This is a genomic window from Rhodopila sp. (genome assembly GCF_965276935.1).
Taxonomy (GTDB): domain Bacteria; phylum Pseudomonadota; class Alphaproteobacteria; order Acetobacterales; family Acetobacteraceae; genus Rhodopila.
On sequence record NZ_CBDIBS010000004.1, the window covers coordinates 2,145,624 to 2,169,623 of the forward strand.

21 protein-coding genes and 1 tRNA gene are annotated in these 24,000 nt (G+C 63.9%); 11 read left to right on the top strand and 11 right to left on the bottom strand.

Going from position 1 to position 24,000, the window contains the following annotated elements; translation table 11 throughout:
• Positions 1-4: 4 nt before the first annotated feature.
• Together ACQY4S_RS26345 and ACQY4S_RS26350 are read left to right on the top strand one after the other, a co-directional pair.
• Positions 5-313, top strand: a complete 309-nt coding sequence (locus tag ACQY4S_RS26345) for a hypothetical protein (RefSeq protein WP_428488133.1) — start codon at positions 5-7, stop codon at positions 311-313.
• A 272-nt stretch (positions 314-585) separates the two neighbouring features.
• Positions 586-660, top strand: a tRNA-Gln gene (locus ACQY4S_RS26350).
• A 141-nt stretch (positions 661-801) separates the two neighbouring features.
• Here the strand turns inward: ACQY4S_RS26350 and ACQY4S_RS26355 are convergent.
• The 5 genes from ACQY4S_RS26355 to ACQY4S_RS26375 form a co-directional block, all read right to left on the bottom strand.
• Positions 802-1,464 carry an ankyrin repeat domain-containing protein gene (locus tag ACQY4S_RS26355; protein ID WP_428488134.1) on the bottom strand — a complete coding sequence of 221 codons (663 nt, stop codon included), beginning with the start codon at positions 1,462-1,464 and terminating at the stop codon, positions 802-804.
• 294 nt (positions 1,465-1,758) lie between these two features.
• Positions 1,759-2,400, bottom strand: coding sequence for a TspO/MBR family protein (locus ACQY4S_RS26360; RefSeq protein WP_428488507.1), 642 nt, complete (start codon positions 2,398-2,400; stop codon positions 1,759-1,761).
• Between the two features lie 3 nt (positions 2,401-2,403).
• The gene (locus ACQY4S_RS26365) at positions 2,404-3,501 is read right to left on the bottom strand and encodes an alanine racemase (protein ID WP_428488135.1); all 1,098 of its coding nucleotides are present in this window, start codon (positions 3,499-3,501) and stop codon (positions 2,404-2,406) included.
• Positions 3,498-5,069: a M81 family metallopeptidase gene (locus ACQY4S_RS26370; RefSeq protein ID WP_428488136.1), complete on the bottom strand. Its 1,572-nt coding sequence runs from the start codon at positions 5,067-5,069 to the stop codon at positions 3,498-3,500. The genes ACQY4S_RS26365 and ACQY4S_RS26370 overlap by 4 nt, the downstream gene beginning before the upstream one ends.
• Before the next feature lie 67 nt (positions 5,070-5,136).
• Positions 5,137-6,270 (bottom strand): threonine synthase, encoded by a 1,134-nt coding sequence (locus ACQY4S_RS26375; RefSeq protein ID WP_428488137.1) that lies wholly within the window; start codon positions 6,268-6,270, stop codon positions 5,137-5,139.
• A gap of 114 nt (positions 6,271-6,384) precedes the next feature.
• Here ACQY4S_RS26375 and ACQY4S_RS26380 point away from each other — a divergent pair, with 114 nt between their 5' ends.
• The gene (locus ACQY4S_RS26380) at positions 6,385-7,518 is read left to right on the top strand and encodes a M20/M25/M40 family metallo-hydrolase (RefSeq protein ID WP_428488138.1); all 1,134 of its coding nucleotides are present in this window, start codon (positions 6,385-6,387) and stop codon (positions 7,516-7,518) included.
• A 151-nt stretch (positions 7,519-7,669) separates the two neighbouring features.
• On the opposite strand, the gene ACQY4S_RS26385 is transcribed toward ACQY4S_RS26380, so the two are convergent.
• Both ACQY4S_RS26385 and ACQY4S_RS26390 read right to left on the bottom strand, forming a co-directional pair.
• Positions 7,670-8,170 (bottom strand): PEP-CTERM sorting domain-containing protein, encoded by a 501-nt coding sequence (locus ACQY4S_RS26385; RefSeq protein WP_428488139.1) that lies wholly within the window; start codon positions 8,168-8,170, stop codon positions 7,670-7,672.
• Between the two features lie 509 nt (positions 8,171-8,679).
• Positions 8,680-10,107 (bottom strand): aldehyde dehydrogenase family protein, encoded by a 1,428-nt coding sequence (locus tag ACQY4S_RS26390; RefSeq protein WP_428488140.1) that lies wholly within the window; start codon positions 10,105-10,107, stop codon positions 8,680-8,682.
• Between the two features lie 117 nt (positions 10,108-10,224).
• On the opposite strand from ACQY4S_RS26390, the gene crtI reads away from it, so the two are divergent.
• From crtI to ACQY4S_RS26420, 6 genes are all read left to right on the top strand, one after another.
• Positions 10,225-11,790: a phytoene desaturase family protein gene (gene crtI / locus ACQY4S_RS26395; protein ID WP_428488141.1), complete on the top strand. Its 1,566-nt coding sequence runs from the start codon at positions 10,225-10,227 to the stop codon at positions 11,788-11,790.
• Positions 11,787-13,343: a phytoene desaturase family protein gene (locus tag ACQY4S_RS26400; RefSeq protein ID WP_428488142.1), complete on the top strand. Its 1,557-nt coding sequence runs from the start codon at positions 11,787-11,789 to the stop codon at positions 13,341-13,343. The genes crtI and ACQY4S_RS26400 overlap by 4 nt, the downstream gene beginning before the upstream one ends.
• Entirely contained in the window at positions 13,343-14,221 is an 879-nt protein-coding gene (locus ACQY4S_RS26405; RefSeq protein WP_428488144.1) for a lysophospholipid acyltransferase family protein, read from the top strand. The genes ACQY4S_RS26400 and ACQY4S_RS26405 overlap by 1 nt, the downstream gene beginning before the upstream one ends.
• Complete coding sequence (locus ACQY4S_RS26410; RefSeq protein ID WP_428488146.1) at positions 14,218-15,306, top strand: glycosyltransferase; 1,089 nt, start codon at positions 14,218-14,220, stop codon at positions 15,304-15,306. The genes ACQY4S_RS26405 and ACQY4S_RS26410 overlap by 4 nt, the downstream gene beginning before the upstream one ends.
• A gap of 29 nt (positions 15,307-15,335) precedes the next feature.
• The gene (locus tag ACQY4S_RS26415) at positions 15,336-15,722 is read left to right on the top strand and encodes a DUF2141 domain-containing protein (protein ID WP_428488147.1); all 387 of its coding nucleotides are present in this window, start codon (positions 15,336-15,338) and stop codon (positions 15,720-15,722) included.
• Between the two features lie 173 nt (positions 15,723-15,895).
• Positions 15,896-16,132 carry a hypothetical protein gene (locus ACQY4S_RS26420; protein WP_428488148.1) on the top strand — a complete coding sequence of 79 codons (237 nt, stop codon included), beginning with the start codon at positions 15,896-15,898 and terminating at the stop codon, positions 16,130-16,132.
• A 70-nt stretch (positions 16,133-16,202) separates the two neighbouring features.
• On the opposite strand, the gene ACQY4S_RS26425 is transcribed toward ACQY4S_RS26420, so the two are convergent.
• The 4 genes from ACQY4S_RS26425 to ACQY4S_RS26440 all read right to left on the bottom strand — a co-directional run bounded on the left by ACQY4S_RS26425 (position 16,203) and on the right by ACQY4S_RS26440 (position 21,499).
• Positions 16,203-17,171: a UDP-glucuronic acid decarboxylase family protein gene (locus ACQY4S_RS26425; RefSeq protein WP_428488149.1), complete on the bottom strand. Its 969-nt coding sequence runs from the start codon at positions 17,169-17,171 to the stop codon at positions 16,203-16,205.
• A 210-nt stretch (positions 17,172-17,381) separates the two neighbouring features.
• Complete coding sequence (locus ACQY4S_RS26430; RefSeq protein ID WP_428488150.1) at positions 17,382-18,575, bottom strand: DUF1501 domain-containing protein; 1,194 nt, start codon at positions 18,573-18,575, stop codon at positions 17,382-17,384.
• A gap of 3 nt (positions 18,576-18,578) precedes the next feature.
• Positions 18,579-19,928, bottom strand: coding sequence for a DUF1800 domain-containing protein (locus tag ACQY4S_RS26435; RefSeq protein ID WP_428488151.1), 1,350 nt, complete (start codon positions 19,926-19,928; stop codon positions 18,579-18,581).
• Between the two features lie 239 nt (positions 19,929-20,167).
• Positions 20,168-21,499: an MFS transporter gene (locus tag ACQY4S_RS26440; protein WP_428488153.1), complete on the bottom strand. Its 1,332-nt coding sequence runs from the start codon at positions 21,497-21,499 to the stop codon at positions 20,168-20,170.
• A gap of 122 nt (positions 21,500-21,621) precedes the next feature.
• Here ACQY4S_RS26440 and ACQY4S_RS26445 point away from each other — a divergent pair, with 122 nt between their 5' ends.
• Together ACQY4S_RS26445 and ACQY4S_RS26450 are read left to right on the top strand one after the other, a co-directional pair.
• The gene (locus ACQY4S_RS26445; RefSeq protein ID WP_428488154.1) at positions 21,622-22,347 is read left to right on the top strand and encodes a biotin--[acetyl-CoA-carboxylase] ligase; all 726 of its coding nucleotides are present in this window, start codon (positions 21,622-21,624) and stop codon (positions 22,345-22,347) included.
• Positions 22,348-22,403: 56 nt separating this feature from the next.
• The gene (locus ACQY4S_RS26450; protein ID WP_428488155.1) at positions 22,404-23,999 is read left to right on the top strand and encodes an acyl-CoA carboxylase subunit beta; all 1,596 of its coding nucleotides are present in this window, start codon (positions 22,404-22,406) and stop codon (positions 23,997-23,999) included.
• The last annotated feature ends 1 nt before the right edge of the window (position 24,000 follow it).

Consider the following 24,000-nt stretch of genomic DNA (forward strand, 5'->3'; position numbering starts at 1 on the left):
GGCGATGCTGAAGCCGTCAACCTGCGCTTTGGCGCTGCTGGCGGTCACATCGGTGGCGCTGGGTCAAACGACCGGTGAGGCCCGGACGGTGGGGCCAGGGCGGATCGTCTGCAATGCCGCTTTCTGCGAACTGGGGATCGGCACGCAGCCGAAGCGGCGGCTCCGGATCAACGTGTCAGCCCTGCCGGAAACCGACATAAAGCGGCTACGAAAATGTACCGGCGTATCAAAACCCTGCGTGGTCACGGTCGAGGGAACCCAGCTAGGTGATCCAATGAAGATCATGGCCGACAGCATTCATTGGGAGGATTAAGCGTGATCGCTTGAGGCTGATCCAGTCAGAAGGCGTGAATCACGCGATCAAACAAAGGGTTAAAGCGCGACTCCTGGGTCAACCTAAACCAGTCGCGCTTTAGCCGCTTGTCTTGCTTGCGCAAGAGCATGAGCACCCGAGGCTGACCCGTCAGAAGGCGCGAGTGAGACGATCCAACCAGGCGGCCGATCAACCGTCTTCAGCCGAAAGCGGTGCCTCGGCGGTGTTCGCGCTTTACGCGAACCGCAGCCCGACTTATCACACCGACTAGATGGGGCGTCGCCAAGCGGTAAGGCAACGGATTTTGATTCCGTCATTCGGAGGTTCGATCCCTCCCGCCCCAGCCAGGCAGGCTGACAAGACCGGGATCGCGGTCGGCAGGACCGCCTACCGCAAGCGGCAATTCGTCGTCACCAGCGCCGACGAACGCCTGCGCTGACAATCTTCCCGATCCGGGCCGCTGCCTCCCGCACCCGAAACCACCGTGGTCAGTTGGCCGCCGACCGCGCGTCAAAGCCGAGGAACCCGGCGCTTGGCAGGGGCGTCCCGCCGTCATTGGCGAACAGCTTCGGCGCCGCCACCGGCCTTGCCGCGACGCTCCTTGTCGCCACCGCCACCGTCCTGGCGGAAGCCGCCCTTCTTGCGGTTGCCGGCGCGTTTTCGACGGTAACCGGCTTCGCGGCCGGCGGCTGCCGCGCGACCGACCGCGAGCCACGGTCGCTGTCCTCACCTCGCATCGACAGCAGCAGGAACGAGATGTCGTTGCGTCCGAGATCAACCGACAGTTCCATTGGCGTCATGCCCAGAATATTGACCGCATCCAGATTGGCGCCACGGTTAAGTGAATCCCGAGCCGCGGCGATGTCGCCCCGATTGATCGCGTCGAACAGCGCATCATTCGGCGCCATGTCGGTCAACGCGCGGGTTGCTGGCGCGGCGGTCACCCTGGCCTTGGCCCCAGGGATGGCGTCGGGCGGCGGAATCGGCGGCTTTTCCGACCCTCGATTCTGACCATTGCGCCGCCCCGTGGCAATGTCGCCACCGTTGATGATCGAAGGCGAACCCAACTGCGCCCAGGCACTAGCCGATACAAGTCCGCTCAGCAGCACGCCACAGGCAAGCACGACCCACCGGCGGCGAGCCGAAAACATCCCAGCCGGAGTCCTCATTGGGCAACCCTGTCGTTGAACTGCATGAACAAGATAAATGCTAGCAGTCGAGGCTGTGGTCCGTCGATAGCGTCAGTTCAGAAAGCTCCGGCCAACCCCGTCCACTTGAACGAAAGCGTCCACTTGAACGAAAGCGTCCACTTGAACGAAAGCGTCCAAGCGAGCAGGCAGTCTACGCAGCGTCGATGCGCTGCGTCACATGGGTTCCTCCGCCAAGGCCTGCCGAACCCGGCATTTCCTGGGGCAGCCGTCAAACAGCGCGGCGACGCTGGCGCATCACGTGTTATTGAGCAGCCAGAACCCGGCGTTCAGGTAGGCGGCATAAACGCACCAAGTGGCGTAAGGCAGCATGAGCCAGCCGGCCAAGCGTTGGACCGGAAGAAACGCCCTGATCGTCAGCACGGTCAGGGACAGCATCATGACCATGACGCCCATGGCGAGGCGGGGGCTGTGCAGTCCGAAGAACGCCGGCACCCAAAGGGCATTGGCGGCAAGTTGCCAGCCCCACATGCGCAAGGGCCGAGACGGCCCGCGCCGCCGCCATACAAGCCAGGCAGCGACACCGATCATCACGTAAAGCAGCGTCCAGATCGGCGCGAACAGCCAGTTCGCCGGTGTTCCAACGGGTGCGGCCAAGGCCGGATACCAGTGGCGCAGCGCCGGCGCTGTCATCGACCCGCCGACGGCGCCGACCAGCAGGCACAGTCCAACGAATCCAACCAGCGCGAGAACTGGCGAGACCGGCGCGGATGACCCTGGGTAAGACCCCCAGTCATTGGGACCCGGTTGCTGGAAGACACAGACCCTTTCACGCTGCTTCAGGAAGGCAAGTCTTGATCGAGCGTCCCGCTCCCGAGCCTCATACGCCGGGAGGATTGGCAGAATACTAAGGGCCTTTCTCCGACTTCGGAAGGCCAGAGTCTACCAACCATTAACGCGCTGCCAGACGGCGGCCACCTGCTGATTACCATCGACGACAAAATATCGGTCATGGGCCGCCGCGGTCATGCAGGTGTGGTTAGGTGCGATGCGCAGCTTGCCGCCGATGGGCAGATCGATCGGATATCCCGAATCGAATTCGATCACGCCATGTTCCTGATAGGCCCGCCGCACGGTCGCCTTGCCATAGACCGGCCGGCCGGCGATATCCAGCGCCAGCCCAAAGCCATAGTCGATCGGTGCGGCCTGGGTGCTGCGGTCCTTCGACAGCGCCAGTCCGCCGGCATCGATCAGGATCCTGCCGGGACGGCGCCCGATCACGCTCGCCAGCACCGTCACCGCGATGGCATCCAGACCGTGGGTTTCGATTTCGGCCTGGAACAGGTCACCGAACATATACACGCCGGCGCGAAGTTCTGTCACTCCATCAAAATGTTCGGCATGCCGAACCGTGGGCGAGCTGCCGGCGGAGACGGTGTCGGCCCGGAACCCAGCCGCCCGCAGGCGCTCTGCCGCGCGCGTCACCGTCGTCCGTTCCACCTCGGCAATACGTGCCATCTCATGCACGCCACGCCCCTCATACGAATGTCCGGCGTGAGTCATCACGCCCGCCAGGTTCCGCCCCAGCCGAACGGCAAGTTCGAGCAGAAGCGCGCTGTCCGGCGACACGCCGCCGCGCTCCTCGCCGCTGTCGATCTCGATCAGCGTGCGGGCAAGGTGAGAGCAGGCGGCAATCGCGCTGGCTGTCTCCGGGTCGTCGGTGATGAGGATGACCTGTGCACCGGCGGCATTGAGCTTGGCCACCTGGTCCAGTTTCTGCGGCGTGATGCCGACAGCGTACAGAATGTCGGTGATGCCATGGCCGGCGAAATACGCCGCCTCGGCCAAGGTGGAGACGGTGATGCCACCGGGTTGGCCCTCGATCGCCAAACGTGCGACATCAATCGACTTGGCGGTTTTCATGTGCGGGCGCAACGGGACGTTCAGCCGGCGCAGGTTGGCCGCCATGCCGCGCAGGTTGCGCCGCAGGATGCCACGGTCAAGCACCAGGCAGGGGGTCGGCAGGTCCTCGAGCATCATGCGGGCGGCGTCCATTCGGCGGCGTCGTCAATCGGCAGCACGGGGCGAGGCATGTGCCGCCAGGCAAAGCGGGACAGGATGGGGCTGGTCAGGCCAGGTGCATCCACCTCGATAATCTGGTCGTGGCGGAAGAACTCGTCGAAGCCGCCGCGGAAATGGCCGCGGGACTTCACCACGACAACGCGCGCGGCGGCGATGTCGAGGCCAAAGGCCTCGAAGAACACCGGGTCGGCGCACTGGTAGCGCTGGGTGACGACGATGACGGTCAGCCCGTCCAGCCGCAATGCGGCGGCCTTGCCGAGGTCCAGCGTGTTGTTGGCGTAGATGCCGCGCCGTCCGCGGATCGGCTTTTCGCGCAGCGCGAAGACGGCAGCGGACGCGGTGAATGGTTTGGAGAATTCATCGCCGCCGTCACGGTTGAAGCGGGCTTCAAAGGTCGCCCCCAGGCCGTTGTGGTGTGCTTCGGCCGCCAGGGCGGGATCGTGGATGATGCCGACCAGCGCATCACGGACGCCGGATGCGTGGAACGCTTGCAGAATCGCCATGGTGTTGCCGCGCCCGCCACCGCCGGGATTGTCGGCAACGTCGGCGAAGGCGAGTGGGGGCGCCGCGGCGTCCTCGGTCGCTTTGGCCAGGCGGACCGCGTCGTCCAGGCTGGTCAGGGTCGGACGGAACCTGTCCCGCCGAACCCAGCCGGCCACCGCGATCTCGTGCGCCAGCGCGTCGGCGGCATCCTGATCGGTGGCGGTGACCACGACCGTCAGTCCGTTGAACGGCGTGTCGGCATAGGCGAAGCCGCCCATGACCGAGACGTTCAGCACCCGGCCGGCATACGGCGCTTCACCCATCCGCTGCTGGCCGAGGTCGATCAACTCGCCGTAGGGCCGGTTCGGCGTATCCCGACCAGTCAGTTGGGTCACGGTTGGCGGCACGATCGGCAGGCGGATGCGGGCAAGACAGGTGCGCGTGCCGGCGATCAGGCGGCGGAGCAGGGCGGCTGCCTCGGCACCCCTTTCGCGCATGTCGAGGTGCGGGTTGGTGCGGTAGCCGATGAAGCCGTCCACCAGGTCCACGTCCGCTTCGGAAACGTTGGCATGCAGGTCATAAGTCGCCACCACGGGGACGGCAGCGCCGACTATGCGGTGGATGGCGCCAAGTAGCGTGCCTTCGGGATCATGGTCCCGCGTCGCCAGGCCGGCGCCATGCAGAACGACATACACGCCGTCCAGTTGTCCGGCGGCGGACAGATCGGTTTCCCACCGCTGCATCAGGCGGTCGAAGAACGCCTGTTCCACCGGACCGTTGGGTTCGGCCATCGCCAGCAGGCTGGGGACGGGTTCCCAACCTGTTTCTCCAGATATGTCGCTTGGGCCGACGGCGTCCATCGCGGCAATGAAGCCGGGCATCTCGCCCAGCATGCGGGGCGCCGGCGAGCGGGCTTCGGCCACCATGGCGTAACCACCGATCAGCGTACGGGCTTGGAAATCGACCTCGGTCGCGATGGGCGCGAACCGGTTGCACTCGATGGAGAAGCCGAGCAAGCCGATGCGCGGGGGTCTGGGTGTCATGGCCGAACCGGCCATGACGGTGACGGAGCGGGAAAGGCCGTGTTGCGCCCTGCCAGCTCATGCTGCTTCACAGCACGATCCCCAGCAACTCGGCGATCCGCGGCGTTGCCTTCAATCCTGTTCCGGTCATCACCAGAACCGTGGTCTGCTCCGCCGTGACCGTGCCGGTTTCCAGCAGCTTGGCAAATGCGGCGGCGGCCTGCGCGCAGGTAGGTTCAACATAGACGCCGATGCGGGCCAGGTCGAGCGTGGCCTTGCCAATCTCGGCTTCCGTCAGTGCCACCGCCCCGCCGCGGGTTTCGCGCAGCGTTCCCAGCACCTCGCGCAAGCGGATCGGCTGGGCGATGGCGGTGCCTTCCGCCATGGTCGGCAGGATTTCGATTGGCACGGGTTCGTTCGATCCGTCCAGGAAAGCGGCGGCGATCGGGCCGCAGTTCGCCGGCTGCGCGGCGAAGATGCGCGGCATGCAACCGATCTGGCCGCTTCGGAAAAGCTCGGAAAAGCCGATCTCGCAGCCAAGGACGATCGACCCGGCGCCACATGGCGTGATGACGTTGTCGGGAGCCCGGAAGCCGAGGTCCTCCCAGATTTCATACGCCAGCGTCTTGATGCCGTGCAGGAAGAACGGGTGCCAGTTGTGGCTGGCGTAGAAGATGCTGTCGGATCGGGCGATGGCGGCATCCGCGGTGTCCTGGCGGGTGCCGGGGATCAGTTCCACCGTCGCGCCATGAGCCCGCATCTGCACCGTCTTGGCCGGGCTGGTGGAAGCCGGCGCCAGGATCGTCGCCGCCATGCCGCCAGCCGCGGCATAGGCCGATACTGCCGCGCCGCCATTGCCGGAACTGTCCTCCAGAACATGGCGGACCCCTTGGGCGCGCAGCAGCGACAGCATCACGCTGGCGCCGCGGTCCTTGAAGCTGCACGTCGGGTTGAACCACTCGCATTTCAGCAGCACGCCGACGCCGGCAATGGCGCGCTGGATCAGCGGCGTGCAGCCCTCGCTTAACGTGATCGGCTGCTCGACAGGCAAGGGAAAGGCGGACCCATAGCGCCACAGGCTACGGGTCGGAGTGTCGATTTGGTCCCGCGTAAGGCCGGTCATCTGGGTGAGCAGTAACGGCGCATGGTCGGGGCCGCGCCAGCGCGGCTGGTCGATCGGAAAGGTGGCACCGGTGCGTGGATCGAGATATTCAGTCGACATGGGGGGAGTGTGCGCAAAATCAGGCCCTGGCTCAAGCGGAGACAGACTCAAGCGGGGACAGCCTGCGGGGCGGCGGATATTGCGAAGATCGCAGGTGGCCTGTAATGCCAGGCGATGCCGGATCTGATCGAGCGTCTCGCCACGCTGACCCGCGACCTCGTCGCATTGGACAGCCGCAGCTTTGTATCAAACGTTCCAATCGCAACCCGTATCGAATCCGAACTGCTTGGCTTCGAGGTGGAACGTCTGGACTACCTGGACGCGCATGGCGTAGCGAAACGCGTGCTCGTCGCACATCGCGGCGGCCCCGGCGGCATTGCGTTCTCCGGCCACATGGATACGGTTCCGGACACTGGCTGGCGCGACGACGCCTGGTCCGGGCGGATCGATGCTGACGGCCTGCTGCATGGTCTGGGCAGCACCGACATGAAAGGCCCTGTCGCCGCGGCCATCGTCGCGGCGCAAGACCTGCCGACGGCTGTCCCGGTTTCGCTGCTGCTTACCACGGACGAGGAATCCACCAAGCAAGGTGCCCGCATCATCGCTCGGCAATCCGCGCTCGTCCGATTAGCCGCGCCATGGGGAATCGTCGTGGTGGAGCCGACCAGCCTGCGCCCGGTGCGCGGGCATCGCGCCAGCATCGCGTTTACCTGCGTGGCCACCGGCGTGCAGGCGCACAGTGCCTCCGGCGAGGGCCGCAACGCGAACTGGAACCTGATCCCGTTCCTGGCCGAAATGAAGACGGTGTTCGAGCGTCTGCGCACCGACACCGCGCTGCAGGATGCGGACTACGTGCCGCCGTTCAGCGACTTTAACGTAATCATCGACAACCACGGTGCGGCATTCAATGTCACCGTTCCGATCGCGACCGCACGCATCAAGTTCCGCTATTCGGCGAAGATCGATCCAGCCCTTGTCCGCGATGCGGTTCGCGTGGCCGCCGCGCGATGCGACATCACGGTCACCGAGGCGGAGGAGGGCAGGCCGCCCGAACTGCCGCCAGACCATCCACTGGTCTGTCTGTGCGTCGATGTCACCGGCCAGTCGGCAACCACGGTGCCGTTCGGCACGGATGCCTCGGAGCTTCAGGTTATCGCCTCCTGTGTCGTGCTGGGGCCGAGTGATATCGCGGTGGCGCATAAGCCAGGCGAAGCGGTACGGCTATCGCATCTGGCGGCGGCGGTGCCCGTCTTCCAGGCGCTGGCTATGCGGGCGGCGCCTCATAATCCGAAGGGCGACGTGACATAGCAAGTCTTGCGCGTCTATTGTGCATGAACAGAAAGCATTGGTGCAGCGGGTTGATTGATCCAGCCATTTTTCTGGCGTGTACCTATAATGCCAACCGGCGGAGAAAGTCACCGAACCGACCACGGTCGCCGGTTCGGTGACATTCACAGCATCAGGTGCAGGTAGCGGCAATGCCGCGACGGCTGCGCAACATCACGCCAAGGCCCAGAATTCCGACAGCCAGTACCGCTATCGAAGCTGGTTCAGGAACGGCGCTGATCGTGATCGAAACCGGAACCCCGTTCGAAGGATAGCCGACCGGGTCAAGATTGCTTGAAAGCTCGTAGTAGCTGCCGTTCGAGGTATAGAGGTTGAAGTCACCGCTCGACGCCGTCGAGAACGAAACACCCGACAGATCAAAATAGGGATCGGCCGCGTAGACCAGCTGATCTGACCCGGCATAGGATGACAGCGCGGTGATCGTGTCAGTGCCGCGCGATCCGGTGATACCCGTTACGGTGAACGGACCACCAGCCGGTGTATCCGAAGCGGTCACGATGACATCACCATAGATGGCCGGATTCTGTGACGTATAATCGATTTCATAAGTACCGGCATGAGCCGTTGTTGCCGTGGCGACAGCAAGCGCGGCTACGAGAATGTTTAGACGCATTGTATTTATCTCCTGATACTAATGTGAAGGCCAAGAGAGTATTGCAACTATGATGCCACATGCGAATACATGCAAATGCATGCAGGTTAGGATAAATGTATTCTCTTTTGAGCATAATAGAAGGAAATACGGCAGTTCAGGTGTACATCCGTATTATGAAATCGCTTCTTTTGCCTGTCGCAATATCTTACATTTTCGTGAGCCCACTTTAATAGAGCCTTAAAGACACAACTGTATAGTTTAGCCCTGAAAATATGACTGATCCAGAGCAATGGTATACCATGATGTGCGGATCACCTATATTTGTATTCTCTTGCTATATATCTTGCTGTCAAAGAACTTTACATGCTGGCGCAGCAACTCATCGGGACGGAGCAGGTCGTTGGCGAAATTCAGGGGAAGATAAACGTGGACGGCATGACCGCTCATCCTTGGTTCGGGGTCACCACCATGACGCGGTGCGACAGCGCGGCTGCTGGGAACAACCTCTTGCCAGAGTGGACTTGCGATTACCGCCTGCTGCGTCCAACCAGCCGGCGCAGTGCCGACAGAAGATGCGCCGGCCTCCCGTAAAGCAGCTCGATCAGGCCAGCATAGCGCGCGACATCGCCGGCCTGTGGCGCCGCCAGATGCGGACGGAAGCGACCACGCCTTGTGCTGATCGTCTTGATCACGGTCATTTCCAGCAGACCTTCGGCGCCGCGCGTGACGCCAAACCCGCTTTGGCCACGGCCGCCGAACGGCAACCGCGGGTCCGCCGTCGGCACGATCAGGTCATTGATGCACACCGACCCCGCTGGAATTTGTTCCGCTAGCGCCCGAGCCTCGCGCTCGGGACCAAACACCGCGGCTCCCAGGGCATAGGGACACGCGGCCAGCGCATCCAGCGCCTGCGCCATGCCCGCGACCGGCACAATTGCGAGCCAGGGAGCGAAAACATCCTGCTGCAGCAGGCGCATCGCCGGCGTGGCATCGGCCAGGATCGTCGGCGAGACATGCCCCGCCCGCGCTTTGCCGGACAGCAACCTCGCACCTTGGCCGACGGCCTCCGCCACCAGAGCGTCAAGCCGAACCGCGACCCGGTGCGGAATACGCGCAGGCTTGATCATCATTATGCGAGCTTGCAGTGCATGTTCGAGCGCCGCGGCCTGTGGATGCGACACGAAGATCCGGCGCGGCGCGATGCAGGTGGCGCCGCCATTCAATCGCAAGCCATAGGACAATGCGTCGGCAACGGCCTTGAGGTCGGCGTTCGGCAGCACGAGCACCGGGTCATTTCCGGACAGTTCCATTGTCGTCGGCGTCAGGGTTTCCGATGCCGCGGCAAGAACCCGGCGGCCCGTCTCGGCCGACCCGGTCAGCACGATGCGGTCGAAGCCGGCGCCTGCCGCGGGCGTCCCCGCGCTCTCATCCAGCACCTGCAGCAAGCCGTCCGGCAGACCGGCCTCGGTCAGCAGGCCGGAGAGCGCGCGCAACGGTTCTGCACAGCCAGGCGCGGGCTTGGCGCAAACCGCGTTTCCCGCGACCAGCGCCTGAAGGATCTGGGCACCCGGCAGGAACAACGGATAATTTGATGGGGCGAGGACAAGCACCACGCCGCAGGGCTCGCGGCGTATCTCGGCCGCAACGCCAAGCAGCCAGAGTGGCCGGCGCGCCCGTAACCGATGAGGGGCCAGGATCGCCGTTGCGCGCTGCTCAAGGAACCGAGCGCCCGCGAGCAACGGCAGAATTTCCGCGGTCAGCGTATCGGCGATCGGCCTGCAGCCGTCCAGCGTGGCGGCAATCGCCACGGCCCGAGCTGCCAGCAGATGGCGGGTGCGACGGATGACCAGCAGCCGATCCCGCAGTTGCGTACCCCGCCATGCGGCGGCCGCCGCGCGCGCGGTTCGCAGGGCAGAAGCAACGTCCGCCGCGGTGCCGATGACAATTCCGTCCATGGCCCCACGTGTAGCGCGCTTCCACGAACCATAGAAGAACTGGCTAGAAAGCATGCGGTCTGGATATGTCTGCCTCGCCTTTTTACCGATGGCCCGGTGCAGCTCAGGGCGGACGTCATGACAAGCAGTGTCGGCGTTATCGGCGCGGGTCCGGGCGGACTGGCAGCAGCCATGCTGCTCGCGCAGGCTGGTGCCAAGGTAACCGTGCATGAACGCCTGGACCGGCTGGGCGGTCGATCGGGCACCATTGCCGCGGATACGCCAAGGGGTCGCTTCCGCTTCGACATGGGCCCCACCTTCTTCCTTTATCCACAGGTACTGGCCGAGGTCTTTGCCGCCTGCGGCCACAGGCTGGAGGATCAGGTCGAGTTGATCCGGCTGGATCCGCAATACCATCTTGTGTTCGAGGGTGGCGGTGAGCTTAACGCGACGCCGGATCTGGGTCGGCTGATGCAGGAGGTCGCCCGGCTCGCGCCGGCTGATGCGGCGGCCCTGCCGCGCTTCATGGCCGATAACCGGGCCAAGCTCGCCGCATTCAAGCCGGTCCTGGAGAACGCTTTCGACAAGCTGCGGCATTACGTGCGACCGGACATGCTACGCTCGCTGCCGCTGCTGCGGCCGCAACGCTCGGTTGACAGCGACCTCGCCAGCTATTTCAGCGATCCTCGCGTCCGGCTGGCGTTCAGCTTTCAAAGCAAGTATCTGGGAATGTCGCCGTTCCGCTGTCCCAGCCTGTTTACCATCCTGGCGTTCCTGGAATATGAATTCGGCGTCTTCCATCCACGCGGCGGCACCGGCGCGGTCATCAGTGCGATGGCGCGGGTCGCGGAAAGCATGGGTGTGCACATACAGCTCGACGACCCGGTCGACGAACTGCTGCTTGAGGGTCGCAAGGCAGTCGGCGTGCGCACGCGGCACGGCGAGCAGCGCTACGATGCGGTGGTCGTGAACGCCGATTTCGCCCAGGCAATGAAGACGCTGGTGCCTGACCAGGCGCGCCGGCGATGGACCGACCGCCGGATCGAGAGCAAGAAATTCTCCTGCTCCACCTTCATGCTCTACCTTGGTATCGAAGGACGTTACGACGCGTTATCGCACCACACGATCTATCTGGCAAAAGACTACCGGCGGAATATCCAGGAGATCGAGCAAGGCAAAGCCCCGCCCGGCGATCCATCCTTCTACGTGCAGAATGCCTGTGTGACCGATCCGGCGCTGGCTCCGCCTGGACATTCCACGTTGTATGTGCTCGTGCCCGTGGCGCATCGTGTGGGTCAGGGCATTGACTGGACGACTGAACGAGCGCGCTTCCGCGCCATGATCCTGCAACGCCTGGAACGCATCGGCATCACCGGGCTCGAGAAGCGCATCCGTTTCGAGAAAGTGCTGACCCCAACCGGATGGGAGCATGACATGCAGATATTTCGCGGCGCCACATTCAACCTGTCGCATTCCTTGAGCCAGATGCTTTACTTTCGCCCACACAACCGGTTTGAGGATCTGGACCGCGTCTACCTGGTCGGCGGCGGCACCCATCCAGGCAGCGGGCTGCCGGTGATCTTCGAGAGCGCGCGCATCACCGCTCGGCTGCTGGCCGAGGACCTTGGCCTGAAGGCGGACTGGCGGACGGATTTACCGGTGCCCGCGCGGGAGCCCGAGCCTGTCATCGCGGAGGCATCATGAACCGCATCTCGCCTGTTTCCCTCAGCCACGGATCCATCGGGATAATCGGCGGCGGCCTTGCCGGACTGGCGGCGGCCTGCGTGCTCGCGGCGCGTGGCCATCGGGTCATCCTGTTCGAGAAGAATGACTGGCTGGGCGGCAAGGCCGCGGCGCTGGAGGAAGACGGATTCCGTTTCGATATGGGACCGACAATCCTGACCGTGCCGGCCATCCTTGAGCGCATCTTCGCCGAGGCCGGCCAGCGCATGGAGGACAAGCTCGATCTCCGGCGGATCGACCCGCAGTGGCGATGCTTTTTCGATGACGGCTCGGTGCTCGACCTGCACCAGGACGTGCCGACGATGCAGGCGGCCCTGCGTGACTATGCACCGGGCACCGAGGGCGGCTATCGCGACTTTATCGCCATGAGCGAGAACCTGCATCGCATCAGCCAGAATTTCTTCTTCTGGCGCTCGGTGGAGGACATCGGCGACACGCTCGACTTCAAGAAGAACCTTGACCTCGCCACCTTGCGCGACGTGATGAACCTCAAGATGGGATCGTCCGTCGCACGCGAGATACGCAAGAAGGTCGGCGACAAGCGCGTCGCGCAGATGCTGGATCATTTTGTCCAGTATGTCGGCTCATCGCCCTACGGCTCGCCGGCGGTGCTGTGCAGCATCGCGCATATGCAGACCGGCGGCGGAGTATGGTATCCGATGGGTGGTACGCGCGCGGTGCCGGTTGCTTTGCAGGCCCTGGCGCAAGAACTCGGCGTGGACATGCGGCTCGGCACCGGCGTCGCGCGCATCCTGTCGAACGGCGGCCATGTCACCGGCGTGCAGACCGATGACGGCGCTACCATCCCGCTGACATCGGTCGTATCCAACATGGACAGTGTGCGGACCTATCGTGAACTGGTGCAGGGCGAACCGGCCGCGCGGTTTGCCCGGCGCTGGAAACGCGAGGCCGCGTGCTCGGGCGTCGTGCTGTATCTCGGCCTGGATCGGGGTTACGACCATCTGTTGCACCATGATTTCGTATTCTCTCGGGATCCCGAGGAAGAATTCGATTTCATCTATCGTCGCGGCGAGCCGGCACCCGATCCAACCTGCTATATCGCCGCGACCGCGCGCACCGAACCCGGCGTCGCGCCGCCAGGCGGCGAGGCACTGTATGTGCTGGTTCATACCCCCTATCTGCGACCGCACCATGACTGGTCGAAGATGCTGCCGGACTATCGCCGCGTCATCCTCGACAAGCTCGTGCGTACCGCGGGGCTGAAGGATCTGGAGAGCCGCATCCGCTTTGAACGGGTGCTGACGCCGCAGGATATTCACGAACGCTACCGTGTGCTTGATGGGGCGATCTATGGCCTTGCCAGCCACGGCCGCTTCTTCGGTGCGTTCAAGCCAGGCAATCGGTCGCGCGACTTGGCCGGCCTGTATCTGGCGGGGGGCGCCGCTCACCCGGGACCTGGCATGCCCATGGTGCTGATGTCTGGCTGGATCGCGGCCGATACGCTTGATCAGGACGTCATACATGCGGCCGCGCGGACGCAGGCGCTGGCGTGATGCGATTGCGTCAGCACGACCCGCTGACGGAGCGGTCTCCCGTGCTGGTGTTGCTGTTCGGCTGGTATCTGCGCTGGTATTTCCATCGCCGGTTTCATGCCGTCAGCGTCTCACGCGCCGGGCTGCCGCAAGTGCCGAACGACAGGAAGCTGATCATCTACAGCAATCATCCATCCTGGTGGGACCCGGCGCTGTTCATCCTTGTGGCGGCGAAGCTGCTGCCGGAGCGGGCCAGCTATGGACCGATGGAGGCCCATCAGCTCCAGCGATACGGTTTGCTGCGGCGGATGGGCGTCTTTGGGATCAACCCAACCAGCGCGCGCGGCGCCGCCGACTTCCTGAAAGTCGGCCGCCATGTGCTGGAGGATCCCAGGCGTGCGTTATGGATTACAGCCGAGGGACAGTTCGTGGACCCGAGGCAGCGGCCGGTTATCCTGCGCCCAGGCATCGCGCATCTTGCCCGACATGTGCCGGATGTCGTGTTCCTGCCGCTCGCGATCGAATATGCGTTCTGGAACGAGAGCCGGCCGGAAGCCTTGATCCGCTTTGGCTCGCCGATCGAGATCGCGCCTCGGCGGGACGTGACGGACACCATGGCCGTACTCGGCGCGGGCCTCAGTGCGACGATGGACGCGTTGGCGCGCGAGTCGATGACGCGCGATCCGGCGCTGTTCCAGCCGCTGGTGCGCGGCGTCGCCGGCGTCGGCGGCATCTACGACATGTGGCGGCGGATCCGGGCCTGGGCATCGGGCCAGACCTTCGATGCGGCGCATGCGCCAGGTTCGGCGCAGGTTCCCCCGCCAGGGCAGGTGACACCCTATGCGCCGAGTCCGCCCACCCCCCGCCTTGCGCCGCATCTTGGCGGCCAACACCGATGACGGTGCTGGTACTGGTCCTTGCGCTGGCGCCCTTGCTGCTCGCGCTGTGGAATCTCGCGCTTTATCGCCAGCCGTCGCGGGCCGAGGGACGTCCGGCGGTGTCGGTGCTGATCCCGGCACGCAACGAGGCGGATAACATCGGCGCCGCCGCCCGATGCGTGCTGGCGAGCGAGGGTGTGGAACTGGAGCTGATCGTGCTGGATGACGGTTCCACCGACGGAACGGCCGAAATTCTGCGCGCCATTGACGATCCGCGGCTGCATGTGGCCAGCGCACCCAGGCTGCCGGCGGGATGGTCGGGCAAGCAGCACGCCTGCAATGTACTCGCACACCTTGCGCGGCACGACGTCATGGTGTTCGTGGATGCCGATGTGCGGCTGGCCCCGGATGCCGTGTCGCGTCTGGTCGGCGTGCTGCAACGCCACCCGGAACTTGGCCTGGCCAGCGGCTTTCCACGCCAGATCGTGGAGTCGTGGTCGGAGCAACTGCTGCTGCCGTTGATCCATTTCCTCCTGCTGGGATATCTGCCGATCGCCCGGATGAACCATTCCTGCGCGCCGGCGCTTGGGGCCGGCTGTGGACAGTTGTTCATTGCCCGCCGCACCTCATACCAACGGGCTGGCGGCCACGGCGCGATACGGGCGTCGCTGCACGATGGGATCACCCTGCCGCGGGCGTTCCGCCGAAGCGGACAGATGACAGGCCTGTTCGACGCCACCGGTTTCGCGACCTGCCGCATGTATCACTCCGCCGCCGAGGTGTGGGAGGGGCTGACGAAGAATGCGACGGAGGGCATGGCAAAGCCGCTGGCGCTGCCGATCTGGACAGCGATCCTGGGCGGCGGCCAGATCCTGCCGGTCGTCCTGCTGCTCGTGGCACCAGGCGTGTTGCCGGCTGCCGCATTGGCGTGCGGGCTTGGCATGAGACTGGTGCTGGCTCGACGCTTCCGGCAGCCGGTGTTCAGTGCCCTGTTGCACCCGTTGGGAATGGCGGGCGTGCTGATCGTGCAATGGGCGTCGTTGTCGCGAGCACTACGTGGACGGCCGGCAACCTGGCGGGGTCGTGCCTATCCGGCGCAATCCTGATGTGGTGGGCGGCACTGCTCTTGGTGGGGATGGCAGCCGCGCCCGCCGCATTTGGCGCGCAGGTCGTGGTGACGGTGACAGGCGTGCGCGACGACCTTGGAACGGTGCGCGTGGCGATCTGTCCGCGCACCGATTTTCTCAAGCCGGCCTGTCCTTACAGTGGTCGGACGCCGGCGCGCGTCGGTACAGTTGTGGTGACGATCGATGACGTGCCGCCTGGCCTCTATGCGGCGCAGGCCTATCAGGATGCGAACAACAACGGCATTCTTGATCGCAACTGGCTTGGCTTTCCGCAGGAAGGAATGGGCTTCTCCAACAATGCGCTCTTCAAGCTCGGACCGCCGAGTTTCGTCGATGCGGCGTTCACGGTGACGGCGGACACCATACGAATTTCGTTCCGGCTAAGGTATTTCTAGGCTTGGCATAAGCCCGCCCATCGTCCCGCTGGTGTTGTATCCAACATCTGTCATCCGTCACGATCATACGGCCGGATCCAAATTTGATTGCCGGTCGTTAGGCGTTTCTCAGGACCATTGGCAACCTTGGCGAACGGACGACGTTTGGCTGACAGCAACTGGAGATAAGTAAGATGGCGAACGACGGGAATACGGATGGGAAACCTTATGAGAAAGCCCGTGATTTAACAGAGAAAGCTCTTGAGGCCTATGTGAATGATGATGACAGCCAAGGCGATAAGCTGATCAAGCAAGCGAAAGCCGTCAATCAGAATGCCGTCGAGGACGTCAATAAGGACCTCGAGGAAGATGCGTCGTCGGAACATGATCCGGCGAAGCTGAACGATCAGATCGCTAAGCAACGCGATTGACTCTGGCCGTGGCGCGGGTGCGTGATTCAAGTCGACAATACGGTCGGCCTTGATCGTGCTGCATGTTAGGCTATGCCACCGCACTCGTGCCCTTGGTCAGCAGTTTGTCAAAATAGGCGATGGTGCGACGTAGCCCATCCTCCAGTGGCACTTTCGGTTCCCACCCAAGAACTTGTCTGGCGTATGTGATGTCTGGGCAGCGCTGCATTGGATCGTCCTGCGGCAGTGGCTGGTGCACGACCTTTGATTTGGCATTGACCAGCTTGATGATCCGTTCTGCCAGTTCGCGGACCGGGATTTCGTGCGGGTTGCCGATGTTGATGGGGCCGGTGATCCCGGGGCTGGAGTTCATCAGGCGGATCAGACCGTCCACCAGGTCGTCGACATAACAAAATGCACGTGTCTGCATGCCGTCGCCGTAAAGCGTGATGTCCTCGTCCTTCAAGGCCTGGACAATAAAGTTGGAGACCACCCGTCCGTCGTTGGGATGCATCCGCGGGCCATAGGTGTTGAAGATACGGGCGACCTTGATCTCGACCTTATGCTGCCGGTTGTAGTCGAAGAACAATGTTTCGGCGCAGCGCTTGCCTTCGTCATAGCAGGCGCGGGGGCCGAGCGGATTGACGTTGCCGCGGTAATCTTCCGTTTGCGGGTGGACTGTGGGATCGCCGTAAACTTCACTGGTGGAGGATTGCAGGATTGTCGCCCCGACCCGCTTGGCGAGACCAAGCATGTTGATGGCGCCAATCACGCTGGTTTTCGTTGTTTGAACCGGATCGAACTGATAATGTATCGGTGAGGCGGGGCAGGCAAGGTTGTAGATCTCATCGACCTCTACATACAGGGGAAAAGTGATGTCATGACGAAAAGGCTCGAAATTATTGTTGCCGAGAAGATGCGCGATGTTGTCCTTGCGACCGGTGAAATAGTTATCGACGCACAGAATGTCGTTGCCCTCGGCAAGCAGGCGTTCCGAAAGATGCGAGCCGAGGAAGCCGGCGCCCCCGGTGATCAGAATGCGTTTGCGCGTGACAGGCATTGCGGACCTTTTCGCTGGAGACATTGGCTGGCAGGACAGTCGTCATTCGAGGTGCAGGTACAACACCAACCTCGGAAGCACGAGGATTTTAATCGTGGCTTTGTCAGCTTAACGTCTGCGCCGGCCGCGGTGAACTGTTAATTCCAGTTGATGCCGTCTGTTGGTTGAGGTGCGTCAAGCAGCCGCATGACCTGGCGGAACCATGGCGCGCTAGACCTTCAGCAGCCCACTCCTCGGCGTAACGCTTTCACTGTCCGGGAAAACCTTCGTCAAGCCAGCCGCGGATAAACCAAGAAGCGGACCGAGAAGCCCCTTTGTGACCGCCCGGATGTCGAGGGTCGGCTGAAGGTCGCGATCCTCGAACAACTGGCGGGCACCCAGGCCCGGCCAATCCGCGAGCACGCGACCGCCGGCGACCGCGCCGCCCATCAGAATAGCGGCGGTGCCAGTGCCATGGTCGGTTCCACCGGAGCCGTTCACCCGCACAGTCCGTCCAAATTCAGTCACCACCAGAATGGCTGTCTTCGTCCAGACCTCCGCCAGCCCGGCACGCAGTACGGCAATACCTTCATCCAGCTTTCCCAGCGCCTCAGCCAAGCGGGGCGGCTGCCCGGTATGGGTGTCCCAGCCATCCAATTCCAGCTCCGCCAGGCGGGGGCCGTCCGGTGCCGCCAGCATCCGCGCGGCGGCGCGCGCCAGTCGCGGGAAGCCCGGCGAGAGGCCGTCATACGTTGTTCCCGCCAGGATCGCATCGATGTGGCGGCGTTCCCTCAGTCCATCGGCAACGTCCGCCCCGGTTCGCGCATCCTGCGCATGCATGGCAACGATGTTGTCGTAAAACCCGGCGGAGACCCGCGGACGCGTATGAAATGGATCCCATGTCGTCGTCGGCGTCGGTCCGTGCAGAATGAGCGGCGGCATAGACCCCATGGTGAAGGCCATGTCGCAGTGCGGGTTCACTGGCAGCAGGGCGGCGATGCGATTAAGCCAGCCGCTGGTCATGCGCGTCTCGGCGCCGATCTCCATCATGTCCTGGGCTTCGAAATGGCTGCGGCTGCGGTTGGGACCAGCGACGCATTGAATTGGCAGCAGGTCGTTCGCCGCATACAGCGCATGCATCGCCTTCAGCGACGGGTGCAGGCCCCAGAACCCACCCAGATCGGCCAATCCCTTCTCCGCCCCCGGTTCCGGCAGCACCAGGCTCGGCCGCCACAGCTTCAGGTTCGCATCGCCATACGGCACGACCACGTTCAGCCCATCCATGGCGCCGCGCAGGAACACCAGAACGAAGCGGTTGTCGGTCTCAGCCGCACGAACGGACAGGGATGCGCCGCCCAGGAAGGCACCCCCCAAGGAAAGCGCCGCCGCCGAAGTCAGAAGAAAGCCGCGCCGGGTGGGTTGCATGGCCTATCTCCGAACGAATTCCGGGGAGGCGAAGACAGTGGCAAGTGCCTCGGTCGGCGTTGGGCAACGTGCGACGGCCGAGCGGGTGGCGCTGGAGCAGAGGTCGCCAAGGGTGGCAGTCATGACGGCATCCGCGGTTGGGGAACCCGTGCGGCAGGCTTGGGTCATCGCCCAGTCGGCACGTTTCAGCAGCGCTTCACCGGAGAGCCAGTCCGGTGCGGTGTCAGGCCAGCCGTTCGGGAGCATCGGTCCCATGAATGGCTGACCCAGATCCTTCGTGGCGTCCAGCAGATGGTGGCCAGGTTCGAATGGCAGATCGAGCCCGCGCTGCACGGCCACGACATACTCCGCCGGCGCGCGGAACTTTGTCAGCGGCTGCCAGGCTTCCCTCAAGGCGATGATCGTCAGCATCGCCTGCTTCAGGTCGCCGCCGGTATCCTGCAATGTAGCTGCCACCTTGGCGACGCATTGCGGCGGAGGAATATCCGCGACGAACTGCTGGACGAGCTGCGTGGCGAGATGCCGGTGGGTGGCCGGGTGGTTGGCGAGCCAGTCCAGCGCAGCCTCGCTGCCGGCGAAACCCTCTGGAAACGTGCGGCCCATCAGGGTCTTCGGCCCAGGTTCGTGCCGGTCGGCATGAAATACGAAGCCAGGCGGATTGCCGTCACGGTTCACGCCTCGGCCGCTCAGGATAGCGGCGAACGCGATCACGTCATGCTGGGTATAACCCGACTCTACGCCCAGCGTATGCAGTTCCAGGCATTCTCGCGCCAGATTTTCATTTATGCCAAGATGCTGCTTGAGTCCTGTCAGGCTGTCGGGACCGGTCGAGCTGTCGTTGTCGAGGTAGTAGAGCATCGCGGGATGCCGCATCACCGCCTTCAACAGGTCCGCGAATCGCCCGGTGACATGCGGCCTTATCGCCTCCTGAACATAGGCGCCGACCAGGCCAAAGGGCCAGTTGCCGGCCCGGGCGCTGACAGTGAAGTGGTTACTCCAGAACCAGACCAGTCTTTCGCGGAAGGGAAGATCGGTGGTGGTGGCATTCCGCAGCAGGGCCGTCATGTCTTGGGCAAAAAGGTCGGCAAAACCAAAATATGTTGTCGCGCCTGCTTTTCTTGCGTCCTGGTAGCGTTGATCGACCAGCGTGACCTTGAGAAAGGATGGACCGTCACGCGCCAGCAGTGGGTCTGGCGCATCCAATTGGGAAACCAGCCAGTCCTGGACAGCCGTTGGGACGGGATCCGCCCCTCGTTGCCCAAAGCCAAAGCGTCTGATCGCGTGGTCGGGATTGTCGATCATATCGACAACATACCACTCGGCGATTCGGCAATCGAATGAAAACTGATCCATCTCCGAAGCGAACCATCTTGAAGCACTAATAAGATCTTAGTGTCCGACTGGAAGAATTCTTGGTATCAACCGTTATTATTAGACGCCAGCCATACCGCCTTCGACTGGCAACGCGATAACTGTCTAAATCTTCGTCGGCACCGGCACGGAACCACAATCCAGCGGCAACGGACGCTGCACCGCCGGAAACCGTCGTCTTCTGATAGCCTGGCTGCTGAAGTATCCCTAGCTTGAAAGTATCATTCCGGCAGCACCTCATCCTTCGTCTCCCGCCCCAGAATCGCCGCGAGGATGCTCAACCCGGCAAAACAGGTCATCACGGCTGTTGCCTGGTTGAATGCACCGTTCAGCGCACCCGCCAGCAAGCCGGCGACCAGCGGTCCAAAGCTGGTGATCACCCGGCCCGTGCCGTTGCAGAACGACACCGCCGTGGCACGCACATGGGTGGGGAATAGCTCCGGCAGATAGACCGCGTGGCCAGAAAAAACGCCGAAGACAAAATACCCGAACACCGGCAGCAGATATGGATACAGGTCATAGGTATCGACCCAGAGAAACATGTATAACCCGACGACGATCGTGCCGATGTTGTAGAAGATGATGGTCGATCGCCGCCCGATCGCATCGGCGATGAAGCCGAATGTGGCGTAGCCGATGATCCCACCCAGGCCCCACAGCGTCATGCCATGGCCGATGAACGGCGCCGCCGCGGCCCCGCTGATGCCCGCGCGGGCCAGCAACTGCCCCTGGATCGTCGGCAGCCAGATCTGGCTCGTCCAGATCGCCAGCAACGTCCCAAGGCAGAACAGCACTCCAATGAAGGTGCTGTAGCGCAGCTTCGGCGCGAACAACTGCGCCGGCACGAACCGCAGGAAAGCATCGTCGGCCGCCGATCGCTCCCGCTGCGCGCGCAGCGTATCGCGTCGCGCCTTCACCGCCTGAAAGCGCTCCGGCTCCTCCAGCCCGCGCCGCAGCAGCAGCAGGATGACCGCCGGGAGCACACCGGCGAACATGACGTAGCGCCAGCCATAGGGTCCAATGAATGCGTAGAGCTGGCCGCCGATCAGGCTGCCGAAGGCGCCGCCGGTCATCATCACGCCCAACACCTTGGCACGATGCGCATCGGCGAAGGCCTCGGCCACCAGGGGAATGCCGACCACCAGCTCCGCCCCGGTGCCCACGCCGGTGAGGAACCGGCAAAAGCCGAAGGTCAGCGGGCTGTGCGTCAGGCCTTGCAGCGCGGTGAACACGGCAACGATGACCACGCTTGCCATTAGGGCGCGGACCCGGCCGATATAGTCGCCGATGATGCCGAAGCAGAACCCGCCCAGTGCCCAGCCGATAAGGCCCGTCATGCTGAGCAGCCCGCCCACTCGGCCAATGTCGGCGACCGTCGGGTGACCGCCGAGCAACTCGGTCACCGCCGGCCGCAGCACCAGGGCGAACAGGTTGAAGTCGGTGCTGTCCAGCGACCAGCCAAACCAGGCAACCAGGAACACCATCCACTGATAGCGCGTCACCTCGCGCAGCCAACCCCGTCCCGCGGCTTGAGTCTGTGCTGTCTGTCCCATCAAGTCCCTCCCGGCGCCTCTGCCGGACGCGCTTTCACAAGCTTAGCCACACGACCGCTTCAGCGGCAATCTCCGCCATGCTATGGACCACCGGTCCGACATGGGTTCGGCAACGGGGGCATATGGACGACATATTCACGGTGCGGCACCACGAGACGATCGGCTCCACCAATAATGAGGCACGCCGCCTCGCGTCCGAGGGTGCGCCGCACGGCACGGTGATCCATGCCGATGAGCAGACCGCCGGGCGGGGACGCCTGACACGGCACTGGTTCAGTCCGCCCGGCAACCTGTATCTGTCGGTCCTGCTGCGCACTGGTACGCCGCCCAAACGTGCCGGCGAGCTCAGCTTCCTGGCTGCGGTCGGCGTCGCCGAAACGGTGGAGGCACTGTTGCCCCGCAAGATCCGGCCAATGCTGAAATGGCCCAACGACGTCCTGGTGAACGGCGCCAAGATCGCCGGCATCCTGCTGGAGACACAGGACGATGCAACCATCCTGGGCATCGGCCTGAACGTCCTGGAGGCACCGGCGAACGCCAGCTACAAGACGACCACCATCGTCGCCAACGGCGGCATCGCCTCGGTCGACAGCGCGCGTGACATTCTGCTCGCCAGCCTGGGACGGCATCTGGCGGTCTGGCGCGCCGACGGGTTTGCGCCGATCCGCGCGCTTTGGCTGGACCGCTCCTATCCGATCGCGGCCGCTATCCGTGTGAACGCGCACGGCGAGTCAATCCAGGGCGCCTTCGCCGGACTTGACCAGGATGGCGCGCTGCTGCTGGATACGCCGGCCGGACGCCAGCGGGTCGTCGCTGGTGATGTGACTGTCGATCAACCGCCGGTTTGACCGGCGCCGCACCCGGTGGGAACATCGGCAGGAAACGTCCGCCGCAAGAGCATTGAATGATGGATCAGACGCTGACCACCGGTCCGTCCGCCAGTTGGCAGGCGGAACTGGATGAACTCGCCGAACGCAGGCGCATCGCTCGGCAAATGGGCGGCGCCGAACGTGTCGCCCGCCAGCACGCCGGCGGCCGGCTGACCGTCAGGGAGCGGATCGAGCAGCTTCTGGATGATGGGTCCTTCCAGGAGATCGGGTCGATCGCCGGCAAGCCGACCTATGACGCATCGGGCAGCGTGATGACCGACTTCATGCCGGCCAACGGCGTGTTCGGCCGCGGCGCGATCGAGCAACGTCCGGTGGTGATCTACGGCGACGACTTCACCGTACGCGGCGGATCGGCGGATGCCTCGATCAAGGGCAAATACTTCATGCCGGAGCAGATGGCCGGCGAGTACCGCCTGCCGCTGATCCGCATGATCGAAGGCTCCGGCGGCGGCGGTTCGGTCAAGACCATCGAGACACGTGGCCACGCCAACCTGCCAGGCGGCATCGGCCAGAGTTCCGGCCTATGGCTATGCGCCCAGAACATGGGCCGGATTCCCGTCGTCGCCCTCGGCCTCGGCTCGGTCGCCGGCCTCGGCGCCGCTCGCCTGGCCGCTAGTCATTACTCCATCATGGTGAAACACCGTTCGGCCGTCTTCGTCGCCGGTCCGCCGGTGGTGGAACGCCTCGGCGAGACGCGGACCAAGCAGGAACTTGGCGGACATCAGGTGCAGGTATCCGCCGGCACCGTCGACGACGCGGTCGATACAGAACAGGAGGCGTTCGAGCGCACCCGCCGGTTCCTGTCCTATCTGCCATCCTCGGTATGGGATCTGCCGCCGCGGCAACGCAACTGGGACAATCCGGACCGGCGCGACGAACATCTGATCTCGCTGGTGCCGAAGGACCGGCGAAAGGCCTATAGCATGCGGCGGATCATCGGCTCCGTCGTGGACCAGGCCAGCTTCTTCGAAATGGGCAAGCATTTTGGCCGCGCCATCATCACCGGGTTTGCCCGCCTGGATGGCTGGCCGGTGGCGATCCTGGCCGGCGATCCGCTGTTCGGCGGCGGCGCCTGGGGGGCGGCGGCGTCACGCAAGATCACCCGCTTTGTCGATCTGGCGCAGACCTTCCATCTGCCGATGGTGCATCTGGTGGATTGTTTCGGTTTCGCCGTCGGACTGCAAGCCGAGTCCAGCGCGACCATGCGCCATGCGGTGACGGCGATCAGCGCCATCCACCAGTCCACCATTCCCTGGTGCGCCGTCATCATCCGCAACGTCTTCGGCGTCGGCGGGGGCGCCCACGTGCCGCACACGCAGACCCCGATCCGTTACGCCTGGCCCTCCGGCAACTGGGGTTCCCTGCCGCTGGAAGGCGGCGTCGAGGCAGCCTATCGTGCTGAAATCGCCGCCGCCGATGATCCTGACGCGAAATTGAAGCAGATCGAGCAGCGGCTTGAACAGATGCGCTCCCCGTTCCGTTCAGCCGAGGCTTTCCTGATCGAGGAAATCATTGATCCGCGCGACACCAGGCCGTTGCTGTGCGCGTTCGCCAACATGGCCGCGCCGCTGCGCACGCCGGGCCAGTCGCTGTTCACCATGCGGCCATAGC